Origin of the sequence: Marinomonas atlantica, assembly GCF_001639725.1 — a bacterium.
Taxonomy (GTDB): domain Bacteria; phylum Pseudomonadota; class Gammaproteobacteria; order Pseudomonadales; family Marinomonadaceae; genus Marinomonas; species Marinomonas atlantica.
In genome coordinates this window covers 54,916-64,459 of the sequence record NZ_LTAW01000012.1, presented here as the reverse complement: position 1 = coordinate 64,459, position 9,544 = coordinate 54,916, and the positions used below count along the sequence as shown (strand labels likewise).

Sequence of the window (9,544 nt, the reverse complement as noted above, 5' to 3'; positions counted from 1 at the left end):
TATTTTAAAGAGCGTCTGACTTCGTTACCGCTTCGTTGTTGTGAAGCGTTGTCCGTGTCAGTGGGTGCGTATAATACCCATATGAATTTTCAGCGCAAGCACTTTTTGAAAAATTTTTTGATAAACTTTAAGCACCTATTATTAAGCGTTACATCACTTCGACAATGCGAAGTTCTTTTGGCATTGAGAATGATACGTTCTCTTCGCGACCCTCTAACTCACGAGGCGCCTCACCACCCTCTTGCTTTAATCGCTCAATGACTTCATTGACCAGCACTTCAGGTGCAGACGCACCTGCTGTAATACCTACAGCAGAAATACCAGCAAGCCAATCTGGTTTAATTTCACTGGCATTATCAATTAAGTAGGCTTCCGTTCCCATACGACCAGCCAACTCACGCAAGCGGTTTGAGTTAGAGCTGTTCACGGAGCCAACGACTAAAACAAGATCGCATTCTTGAGCTAACGTTTTCACAGCATCTTGACGGTTCTGAGTCGCATAGCAAATGTCGTCTTTTTTTGGCCCTTGGATATCTGGGAAGTTTTGACGCAGTGCATCAATCACAATTGACGTGTCATCCATTGATAATGTTGTCTGAGTTACGAAAGCAAGTCGACTAGGATCGTTTACTTTTAGGTTGGCTACATCTTCTGGCTGCTCAACTAGGTAAATAGCGCCGCCTTTGCTTGAATCGTATTGCCCCATAGTACCCTCTACTTCAGGGTGACCATCATGACCAATCAATACACATTCCATACCGTCTCGTGAATAGCGCACAACTTCCATATGTACTTTAGTCACTAACGGGCACGTTGCATCAAACACTTTTAAGCCACGGCGATCCGCTTCATTACGCACCGCTTGTGATACGCCATGCGCACTAAATATCACAATCTGGTCATCAGGAACTTGGTCTAATTCGTCAACAAAGACGGCACCGCGCTCTTTTAATGACTCTACGACAAATTTGTTGTGCACCACTTCATGACGGACATAGATGGGTGCTTCAAAGATGTCCAAGCAACGTTTAACGATTTCGATAGCTCGATCCACACCGGCACAAAAGCCTCGAGGATTCGCAAGATGAATAGCGAATGACATTAGGCCTCCTCTACCGCAACAATTTTGACATGGTAAGTCAAAGTATGACCAGCTAATGGGTGATTAAAATCAACTTCCACCTGCTGCTCACCAATGCTCTTTATGACACCAGGTAATTCGTTTTTCGCCTGATCAGCAAACGATACGACCATACCTTCTTCAATGTCTATGCCAAACTGGCCGCGAGCCATCGTTTGCACATTACTCGGATTATGAGCGCCAAAAGCTTTTTCTGGCGCCATAGAAAAGCTTGCCTCATCACCCGCTGACATGCCAATCAATACGGCTTCAAACTCAGGCAATAAGCTGCCGTCACCGTAAACAAACTGTGCAGGTGCACCCTCAAAATTGGAGTCAACCAACTGGCCATTCGCCAAAGCCAATTCAAAATGTAACGTAATTCGGCTTTGTTCATTAATCGTCATTCTGTTTACCCTTGGGTTTTTTCTGAAACAACCCCTCTGCCAACATTAAAACTACTCCCACAGTGATCGCACTGTCAGCAATGTTAAACGCTGGAAAATACCAAGTGGATTGCCAATGGACTTGAATAAAATCGATAACATGCCCATAAGACAAACGATCATGCAGGTTGCCAATAGCGCCCGACATAATCAGCGTTAATGACAACGCTTCTAGCTTATGAGTGTGACCGATTTTTGACAGTCGCCAACTAATGCCTATGACGACAGCCATCGCAATCAAAGAAAAGAACCAACGCTGCCATCCGCCCGCTTCAGCCAAAAAGCTGAATGCAGCACCGGTGTTGTAACGCAGCGTTAAGTCAAAGAAAGGCAGAAGAGGAATCTCCTGTCCATAGTATAAGTTTGCCTCAATGCCTTGCTTGGTTACCCAATCCAAGGCAAAAACAGCAATTGCCAGCGCCCACCAGCGCTGGACTCTTTGTATGCTCGTTCGCATCATCATTACGCGAAATGGCGCTGCTCGCCCTCGCCTTCCGGCAGGTTCGAGATACAACGATCACATAGCTCAGGATGAGACTCGCGCTTGCCCACTTCTTCACGGTGATGCCAGCAACGAACACATTTCTCTTTTTCGCTCACCAATACAGCCACTTTCAAGCCAGCAAGCTCTGTTTCTGCCGCATCTGCAGGCGCATCAGCCAAAGATGCAACGTTCGCTTCAGAAGAAATCAAGACGAAACGCAGCTCATCACCCAACTTCGATAGTGTCGCTTGCAACTCAGCATCGCAGTAAAGTGTAATCTCAGCACTTAGGCTCGCCTTAATCTTGCCTTCCTTACGCACCGCCTCAAGCACTTTATTGGCGGCCATTTTGACATCCAATACTTGCTTCCAGAAATGACGACCCAACGCTTCATCACCGCTCAGTTCAAATAAGCCTTCATACCAAGTATCTAGGAATACAGATTCTGAATGCTCGCCTGGTAATTCTTGCCAGATTTCATCGGCGGTGAAGCTCAAAATCGGAGCAATCCAACGAGTGAACGCTTCGGCAATATGGTACAACGCCGTTTGCGCAGAACGACGCGCCAAGCTGTCTTCTTGTGTGGTGTACTGACGATCTTTGATGACATCTAGATAGAAACCACCCAAATCCAATGAACAGAAATTTTGAATCTTCTGCACCACTGCAAGGAACTGATACTCGTTATACGCTTCGTCGATCTCTTTCTGCAATTGAGCTGCACGGTCCACGATCCAACGGTCCAGTGCAATCATGTTCTCAGGCGCCACTAAATCTTTTGCCGGATCAAATCCAGTCAGGTTCGCCAACATGAAGCGCGCTGTATTACGGATACGGCGATAGCCGTCTGCAACACGTTTTAGAATCTCGTCAGAAACGGTCATTTCACCCGTGTAATCGGTTGCAGCGACCCAAAGACGAATGATGTCTGCTCCCAATGTCTGCATTACTTTCTGAGGCGAGACCACGTTACCCAGCGACTTCGACATCTTGCGGCCATCACCATCAACGGTGAAACCGTGTGTTAAGACACCTTTATACGGTGGCACGCCACGGATGGCGATCGAGGTTTTCAACGACGACTGGAACCAACCGCGATGCTGATCCGAACCTTCTAAGTATAAATCTGCTGGGAAGCTTAGCTCGTCGCGCTGATCAATGACTGAGTAATGTGTCACACCTGAGTCGAACCATACGTCTAGCGTATCGGAAACTTTGCTGTATTTGTCAGCTTCCTCACCCAACAGTTCTGCAGCACCCATCTCGAACCACGCATCCATACCTTCTTTTTCGATACGTTGTGCGACTTCTTCGATAAGACGAGGCGTTTCTGGGTGAAGCTCTTGTGTTTCTTTGTTGATGAACAGTGCAATTGGCACACCCCACGTACGCTGACGTGATACACACCAGTCTGGGCTATTGCTCAACATCCCTTCCATACGGTTTTGACCCCATGAAGGCGTCCATTTAACACCTTTCACAGCGGCTTTAGCATCATCCAGTAAGCCCTTCTCATCCATGCTGATAAACCATTGCGGCGTCGCACGGAAGATCAAAGGTGTTTTGGTACGCCAGCAATGTGGGTAGCTGTGGAAAATTTTCGATTGGAATACCAGCGCATCGTTACGACCTAAGGCTTCCAATACAGCATCGTCTACTTTGTAAACGTGCAAACCCGCGAATTCACCCGCCGCATCAGAGTAAACACCATTGTCTTGGACTAGGTTAATGGTACCGATACCATTTGCGCGACCCACGTTAAAGTCGTCAACGCCGTGGTCTGGGGCGGTGTGCACACAACCCGTACCGGCGTCCGCAGTCACGTGCTCGCCTAGCAAAACAGGGATATCACGTTCCATAAATGGATGGTTAAGCACCAAGCCACCTAGATCTGCGCCTACGGCACGTCCTACGATACGATACGCTTCATGACCGTAACGCTGCATGATGCCTTCGACCATATCTTCAGCAAATACAAGACGCTCTTTACCCGCCCCCATATCCACTTCGACCAATGCGTAGTTGAATTCTGGATGGATCGATACCGCTTGGCTGGCAGGCAGCGTCCAAGGCGTGGTGGTCCAAATGACAACCGACACTTTGCCCTCACCTTCGACATCAGAGAACTTACCTAAAAACGCGGCTTCGTCTTGTGGTGCATAACGCACATCTAAAGACAAAGACGTTTTATCTTGATATTCCACTTCCGCTTCGGCCAGTGCCGAGCCACCCACAACACTCCAGTAAACAGGCTTGAAGCCTTTTACTAGATGGCCGTTTTCAGCGATTTTACCCAATGCGCGCACGATGTTCGCTTCGGTAACGAAGTTCATCGTTAGGTAAGGATTTTCCCAATCGCCCATCACACCCAAACGGATGAAGTCTTTTTTCTGCTCTTCCACTTGCGTGTAAGCGTACTCACGACACTTTGCGCGGAAATCTTTGAACGATACTTTATCGCCCGCTTTACCGATCATCTGCTCAACTTTGTGCTCGATCGGCAAGCCATGACAGTCCCAACCAGGAATGTACGGTGCATCGTATCCACTAACGGTTTTAGATTTAACAATAATGTCTTTGAGGATTTTGTTAACCGCGTGACCAATGTGAATGCTACCGTTGGCGTATGGAGGGCCGTCATGAAGAATAAAAGACTTACGCCCTTTGCTCACTTCACGCACTTTGTTGTATAGATCCATATCTTGCCAGCGTTGCAACATCGCAGGCTCACGTTTTGCTAGATCACCACGCATAGGGAATGCGGTTTCTGGCAAATTCAGCGTTGGTTTATAATCACTCATGGTTATTCGATTTATCCTCAAAGATCATCGGTCACTGATTGGAGAAGAAGCGAAGCGCCTCTTCTTTGTCACATTGAATTTGTTTTTCCAATTCATCCAAGCCATTCATTTTGCGCTCAGGACGAATAAACTGGCGGAATGTCACCTCTAAATATTGGGTGTACAAATCGCCACTAAAATTAAATAAGTGCACCTCAAGTATTGGCGTTTTGCCATCTACTGTTGGCCGAACTCCGATGTTTGCCACACCCGAGTATTCCTTCCCATCCACTGGAACGGTCACTGCGTACACCCCAGACAAAGCAGGGGTAACGCCTTTCAAAAAGATATTAGCGGTTGGGAAGCCTAAACGGCGCGCCAACTGTTGGCCGCCAACCACTCGGCCACGCATGGTAATTGGGTGACCTAACATCGCCTGTGCTGACACCATATCACCTTGGTTTAATTGTTGTCGCACCAAGGAGCTACTGATACGCAAACCTTCCCCATTTAAAATGGACGACGTATTCTCAACATCAAACCCATGCTGAGCGCCAAACGCTTCTAAGTATTCAAAGTTGCCTTGACGGTCACATCCAAAGCGGAAGTCATCACCGACCACCAAATGCTTAACCGCTAAACCGTCATGCAATATTTGCTGGCAGAAAGCGTGCGCATCTAATGTCCGTAGTCGCGTATTAAACGGCATGCAAAGAACATAATCGATATCATGCTTCGATAATAATGCCACTTTATCGCGCAAGCGAGACAAACGACCAGGCGCATCTTGGGGCGCAAAAAATTCGCGCGGCTGCGGCTCAAAGATCATAATGCCCGACGGCGCCCGATAGTGCTCAGCTAATGACTTAACTCGGTTAAGGATCGCCTGATGCCCAAGATGTACGCCATCAAAATTACCAATTGTCAGCACACCATTACGTTGCGCGTCTTGGAGATTGTGAATACCCCGAACCAGTTCCATATCACCTCGTACCGGCAAAAACTCAATTAGCCGCTGAAAAAATAACCGCGATTATATAGTACTCCCCCCCGCAAAGGTAGGGAGCAACACACCCACAACTTAATCTTGCGCGCGCAAATGACGCATTCTTAGACCCGCCGCCAGCAAACCCACACCATAAAGCAGCACACCAACGACCACTACGATCGCCATATGCTGAATACGCTGCCAACTGGAAATGTCCGTCCAAGCAACATTCAAACTCTGGTAATACCACAACCAAGCCAGTAACAAGCTCGAACCAAGCAACAAAACTCGAAGTATTAACCACCAATCTCGTGAAAAACGGTGGCAACCATCACGGTGCAATCCAATCCAAAGCAGCAATGCATTCAACCCTGCTGATAAACTTGTCGCTAGAGCCAAGCCCACGTGCCCTAGAGGCCAAACCAATATTACGTTAAACACCATATTGGCAATCATCGCGATAACCCCAATTTTAACTGGTGTTTTTGTATCTTGGCGTGCGTAATACCCCGGCGCCAATACTTTAATTAACATCATAAAGACCAATCCCAACGAATAGGCCTGCAAACTCATCGCTGCCATATCGACGTCATGAGCCGTTAACTCACCACGATAGAACACCGTCGCAATAATAGGCTTAGCTAAAATACACAGAGCCAACGCCGAAGGGACCGAAATCAATAACAGTAAACGCAACCCCCAATCCAAGGTGTTCGCGAAATGCGCGCTGCGCTCGCTCGAAAAACTACGCGACAGTGACGGCAAAATAACGGTACTGATGGCAATCGCAAAAATACCTAACGGTAATTCATACAAGCGATCGGACAGATAAAGCCAAGTGATGCTGCCCGTTTCAAGCAATGACGCCAGCACCGTATCTAGTAATAAATTAATCTGACCAACGGACACACCAAACAACGCTGGCCCCATTAATAACAAAATACGCTTCACGCCAGGATGAGCAAACCCCACTTTTGGGCGCGGCAACAATTTTAACCGAGCTAAAAAAGGCACCTGAAACAACAGCTGCACAACACCAGCAGCAAACACCCCCCAAGCAATACTCAACTCTGCTTGGCTGGCACTGCTGGCAAAACCTAATGTTGCTACCAACAATGAAATATTTAAAAAGATAGGCGTAATGGCCGGCACACCGTATTCACCGTGGGCGTTTAGTATCCCGCCCGCTAACGCGGTGAGTGATATAAATAGCAAATATGGAAACGTCACGGTCAACAACGTCGACGCCAACGCCAGCTGCCCCGGATTGTCCGAAAAACCCGGCGCAAACACATACACCACCCAAGGAGATGCCACCATGAAGATGGCCGTCATTGCCAGCAACACCAAGGTCAACGACCCTGTCACCGCCGCAATGAGCTCACGCACCGCATCGTGCCCCTCGTTAACGCGATAATCGCTCAACACGGGTACAAACGCTTGAGCAAACGCGCCTTCCGCAAATAAACGACGAAAAAAGTTCGGGATTTTAAATGCCACATAAAAGGCATCGGCACCGGCACTGGCACCTAATACATAAGCCAATGAGGCATCACGAGCCAGCCCAAGGATGCGAGAAAGAAATGTACAAATAGAAACCAGCAACCCGGAACGTAATAGTGATCGACTTTTAACCGATGGCGTGTTCGACATAAGATCATGTTCTGCCTGAAAATTTGCCCAAGAATAGCATTTAGCTGGTGACCAAACAGCCAAAAAATATACTTTTCACGAGTAATAATGTGTGTTTGGGGTTGTAGCAAAGCCAAAAACTGGTAAAATCCGCCGCGAGATTTTCAAGTTTAAACTTGACATTCACAAGCGACTCAACAGCCCGTTGTATCGTTTTAATTATAGAAGATTGAAGGAGCCAGACTGTGGCAAACTCCGCCGGTTCAAAAAAACGTGCGCGCCAGGCGATCAAGCGTCGCGCTCACAACGGTAGCCTGCGCTCTATGGTGCGCACATACTTGAAAAAAGTAGATGCAGCTATTGAAGCAGGAAACCAAGAAGAAGCTCAAGCAGCATACTCTGTTGCAGCGTCTAAACTAGACAAAGCAGCTGACAAAGGCCTATATCACAAAAACAAAGCAGCTCGCCATAAGAGCCGCTTGAATGCTAAAATCAAAGCATTGGCCTAATCCCATAAAAAAACCGGCGTGAGCCGGTTTTTTTATGTCTAGTCTTTACACGCTTAGTCTCTGTCAGTTAAACAGCAAGAACAACCAAACTACTCCCGCTAAACTCAAACTTAACATGACGGCCGCTGAGCCTAAATCTTTCGCACGACCTGATAATTCATGCTTTTCATCACTGATGCGGTCAACAATCGCCTCAATGCTCGAGTTAATGGTTTCCACTACTAAAACAATACCGACTGAAAAAATCATCAACGCTTTCTCTAACGCTGAATCTCCAAACCACAACGCCAACGGCAGAGCCACCAAAAATAGCCACACCTCTTGACGAAAAGACGCCTCATAACGCCACTGAGCACGCAGCCCTTGATAAGAGTAACGCGTCGCATCCAACATGCGCTCTAAGCCAATTTTCCCAGGTTTTGCCATGCAACCGCTTCCTCTAAATAATCACTAGGTCATCGCGATGAATCAACTCTGGCTCGCCCTCATAGCCTAAAATGGCATAACGCTCGCTGGATGGTTTACCTAACAACTTAAGTGTTTCAGCAATACTGTAGTTCACCAAACCACGCGCAACGATATTTCCAAGCTGATCCACACAGATCACCATATCGCCTCGCGAGAACGTTCCCTCAGCGTCTTTAATACCCACCGGAAGTAAACTGGTGCCAGATTGACGCAAAGCACGTACCGCACCATCATCAATAATCAAAGTGCCGCGACTCTTAAGATGTCCTGCCAGCCATTGCTTACGAGAAGCCGAACGACCATGTTCAGGTTGCAACCATGTCCCTAGGTTCTCGCCATTTGCGACTCGCAAAATGACACTCCCCTCACGACCGGATGCAATCACTGTGTGCGCGCCTGAGCGCGCCGCTAAGCGCGCTGCACGAACTTTCGTCAACATCCCCCCCGTACCCAAAACACCAGCACCACCGCTCGCCATAGCATCCAGAGTGTCATCGCTTGCTGAAGCATGCTGTATTAATGTTGCATCTTTATGATCACGAGGATTTTTATCAAACAACCCTTGCTGATCCGTCAAAATAATCAATACATCCGCCTCAACCAGGTTAGCAACCAACGCCCCTAAGGTATCGTTATCACCAAAACGGATCTCATCGGTTACAACGGTGTCATTCTCATTAACTATGGGTACAGCGCCAAGCTTTAACAGCGTTCGCAGCGAAGATCGGGCGTTTAAGTATCGACGACGGTTGGATAAGTCGTCATGTGTCAGCAAAATTTGCGCGGTACACAGACCATGTACTTCAAAATGAGATTCGTAAACGCCTACTAGCTCCATCTGCCCTACTGCGGCAGCGGCTTGCAATTCGTTTACTTGTGTCGGTCGTGAAGAGAAGCCTAGGCGTTTCATGCCTGCCGCAATGGAGCCGGAAGAGACTAATACTACCTCTTTACCCTGAGCTCGCAGTTGTGCAATCTGCGCAACCCAAAGCCCAATATTGCCGACATCTAGCCCTTGACCGTCGTTAGTCAATAAAGCGCTACCTATTTTTACAACCACTCGTTGAGCGGATGCAATCTTCTCTCTCATGTCCATCTACAGCTTATCTCACTAAAA

The 9,544-nt window shown here is 47.7% G+C and carries 9 protein-coding genes; 1 reads left to right on the top strand and 8 read right to left on the bottom strand.

The window, feature by feature from the left end; translation table 11 throughout:
• Positions 1–148 precede the first annotated feature (148 nt).
• From ispH to murJ, 6 genes are all read right to left on the bottom strand, one after another.
• Positions 149–1,102, bottom strand: coding sequence for a 4-hydroxy-3-methylbut-2-enyl diphosphate reductase (ispH, locus tag AYW75_RS16985; RefSeq protein ID WP_067102037.1), 954 nt, complete (start codon positions 1,100–1,102; stop codon positions 149–151).
• Positions 1,102–1,527, bottom strand: a complete 426-nt coding sequence (locus AYW75_RS16980; RefSeq protein WP_067102034.1) for an FKBP-type peptidyl-prolyl cis-trans isomerase — start codon at positions 1,525–1,527, stop codon at positions 1,102–1,104. The genes ispH and AYW75_RS16980 overlap by 1 nt, the downstream gene beginning before the upstream one ends.
• Entirely contained in the window at positions 1,517–2,029 is a 513-nt protein-coding gene (gene lspA / locus AYW75_RS16975; protein ID WP_331709471.1) for a signal peptidase II, read from the bottom strand. Before lspA ends, AYW75_RS16980 begins: the two co-directional genes overlap by 11 nt.
• On the bottom strand, positions 2,029–4,851 hold the full coding sequence (gene ileS, locus AYW75_RS16970; protein WP_067102031.1) for an isoleucine--tRNA ligase: 2,823 nt from the start codon (positions 4,849–4,851) through the stop codon (positions 2,029–2,031). The genes lspA and ileS overlap by 1 nt, the downstream gene beginning before the upstream one ends.
• A 31-nt stretch (positions 4,852–4,882) precedes the next feature.
• Positions 4,883–5,812: a bifunctional riboflavin kinase/FAD synthetase gene (ribF, locus tag AYW75_RS16965; RefSeq protein WP_067102030.1), complete on the bottom strand. Its 930-nt coding sequence runs from the start codon at positions 5,810–5,812 to the stop codon at positions 4,883–4,885.
• Between the two features lie 99 nt (positions 5,813–5,911).
• On the bottom strand, positions 5,912–7,471 hold the full coding sequence (gene murJ, locus AYW75_RS16960) for a murein biosynthesis integral membrane protein MurJ (protein WP_067037157.1): 1,560 nt from the start codon (positions 7,469–7,471) through the stop codon (positions 5,912–5,914).
• Positions 7,472–7,695: 224 nt separating this feature from the next.
• On the opposite strand from murJ, the gene rpsT reads away from it, so the two are divergent.
• Positions 7,696–7,959 (top strand): 30S ribosomal protein S20, encoded by a 264-nt coding sequence (gene rpsT / locus AYW75_RS16955; protein WP_067037142.1) that lies wholly within the window; start codon positions 7,696–7,698, stop codon positions 7,957–7,959.
• Positions 7,960–8,022: 63 nt separating this feature from the next.
• Here rpsT and AYW75_RS16950 read toward each other — a convergent pair whose 3' ends face one another.
• Both AYW75_RS16950 and proB read right to left on the bottom strand, forming a co-directional pair.
• Complete coding sequence (locus AYW75_RS16950) at positions 8,023–8,385, bottom strand: diacylglycerol kinase (RefSeq protein WP_067037140.1); 363 nt, start codon at positions 8,383–8,385, stop codon at positions 8,023–8,025.
• A gap of 13 nt (positions 8,386–8,398) precedes the next feature.
• A complete protein-coding gene (gene proB / locus AYW75_RS16945; RefSeq protein WP_139084535.1) occupies positions 8,399–9,523 on the bottom strand; it encodes a glutamate 5-kinase in 1,125 nt (374 codons plus the stop codon).
• Positions 9,524–9,544: the final 21 nt, after the last annotated feature.

What these genes read in the sequence shown, in the direction of transcription:
- ispH (WP_067102037.1), bottom strand. Translation starts at nt 1,102, where the DNA reads ATGTCATTCGCTATTCATCTTGCGAATCCTCGAGGCTTTTGTGCCGGT.
- AYW75_RS16980 (WP_067102034.1), bottom strand. Translation starts at nt 1,527, where the DNA reads ATGACGATTAATGAACAAAGCCGAATTACGTTACATTTTGAATTGGCT.
- lspA (WP_331709471.1), bottom strand. Translation starts at nt 2,029, where the DNA reads ATGATGATGCGAACGAGCATACAAAGAGTCCAGCGCTGGTGGGCGCTG.
- ileS (WP_067102031.1), bottom strand. Translation starts at nt 4,851, where the DNA reads ATGAGTGATTATAAACCAACGCTGAATTTGCCAGAAACCGCATTCCCT.
- ribF (WP_067102030.1), bottom strand. Translation starts at nt 5,812, where the DNA reads ATGGAACTGGTTCGGGGTATTCACAATCTCCAAGACGCGCAACGTAAT.
- murJ (WP_067037157.1), bottom strand. Translation starts at nt 7,471, where the DNA reads ATGTCGAACACGCCATCGGTTAAAAGTCGATCACTATTACGTTCCGGG.
- AYW75_RS16950 (WP_067037140.1), bottom strand. Translation starts at nt 8,385, where the DNA reads ATGGCAAAACCTGGGAAAATTGGCTTAGAGCGCATGTTGGATGCGACG.
- proB (WP_139084535.1), bottom strand. Translation starts at nt 9,523, where the DNA reads ATGGACATGAGAGAGAAGATTGCATCCGCTCAACGAGTGGTTGTAAAA.